The organism is Streptococcus sp. GMD4S (assembly GCF_000296955.1).
Map to the genome: position 1 here is coordinate 1 of NZ_AJRE01000206.1, position 1,609 is coordinate 1,609.

The window sequence follows — 1,609 nt, forward strand, 5'->3', positions numbered from 1 at the left end:
TTTCCCCATCACTCCTCCTTATATCATTAATACTTTCATTCTACTTGCTAACCCATCGGCCACATAGTAGTGTTCTTGTTCTTCTAATTGTGGCTCACGAACAGGTCTGTTGGTTACTGTCAGAACTGATTGATCGCTTAAGCGAAGCCCTATAACAGCCTGCTTATAAGAGCGAACAGTTTTTGAGACCACATCAATGTATTTAGTAATCAATGGCGAACTCATTACAAGAGAACCATATCCAGCTCGAATTCCTTTGTCTAGGACATAAGCCAATGTATCAAGCGCTTCTGAGTTTAATTCTACCACTAATTCGGTTAAATTGTAAACAACCACTGTTGCAACATGATCTCGCTGTTTGCCTTCTAACCGCTCCTGAATTCTCTTCTCTATACTTGCAATCCCCGCCTGATATTCCTCTGGACTTGCAAGAATCGTCACTCCTTCCATTTCAGGTAAGTTATGATACTTCGGTGCCAAGATGATGACCTTCTGTTTCCCTTTGGCAATGTGTTTCACCAAGGCTGTCATCTGTTCTTCTTTATCTGTTAGGTAGAGAAGATTTCCTTTAGCCAGATTCCAAGTGACGGGCTCAACTGTCTCCATGTCAAGTCCTAATGGCACGAGGCCGTGTTCATAGGCAGTCTGCACGCTTGCTCGGCTATAGAAGTCTTTCTCCGTCAACTCCTCTGGTACCATCGGGATGGCACTTGGGCGTTGTCCTGTCCAGGCTTCTTGGAGGGAAGCCACTTCCTGACGTAGGTTGTTGAGGACTTGGGTATCATTAGCTCCATAAACTGAGAGTGCCAGCTGGATCACATCCACTTCTTCCCGCTTCATAAGGGCACGGCCCTTGATGTCTTCCATAGTCATAGCGAGTGGCGTAGAGCCCACGATGGCCCGCACTTCACCCGCCTCATTTTGTGGCAGGCTCAACTGGTGCTTGAAGTTTGAGTAAAGTTGTGCACGAAGGTTGGTCTGACGTCCGGCTGTCACCAAGAGGTGAACCCCGATACTGAGACCTTCACGGGAGATGCGCACCAAGAGCTTGAAGAGTTCCGCCTCATAGGCTTCTTCCTTGAAGGCCTCATAGCTATCTAAGAGGATGACAATAGCCGGCTCTTCCTGACCACTGGCCTGACGGTAGAGGTCTAAAGTCCCAACACCATAGTCCGCAAGGAGTTTCTTACGACGGTTGAGTTCTTTCTCCATGATTCGTACAAACTTAGAGATCTTCTCCGTTTGGTCCAGAAGCATGGTATCCGCCACCTGTGGAAGCTTGGACAATGGAGCCAAACCATTGGTACCAAAGTCCATCAAGTACATGGTAAGGGCCTTGGGACTGAATTTGCGAGCCAAGTCCATACCAGCAGTCTGAAGGAAGGTGGTCTTTCCTGTACCCGGACTTCCGTAGAGGAGGATATGACCATCCTTGGAGAGATTGATAGAGACAGCTTCCTGCTTCTGGGCCTGCGGGATATCTGCCATCCCCAAGAGGACAGAGAGTGGTTTCTCTTGTGTCCAGGCTACTGTCGGTTGCACTTCTTCCAGTTCGTCTAGTGCGATTCGCTCTTTGAGCGGTGGCAACCATGGCTGTGGTACTGGAGGA

The 1,609-nt window shown here is 48.5% G+C and carries 1 protein-coding gene; it reads right to left on the minus strand.

Features of this window, described 5'->3' with window-relative positions:
- Positions 1–18: 18 nt before the first annotated feature.
- A partial coding sequence (locus GMD4S_RS08665; protein ID WP_000298560.1) for an FtsK/SpoIIIE domain-containing protein occupies positions 19–1,609 on the minus strand: 1,591 nt, incomplete at its 5' end.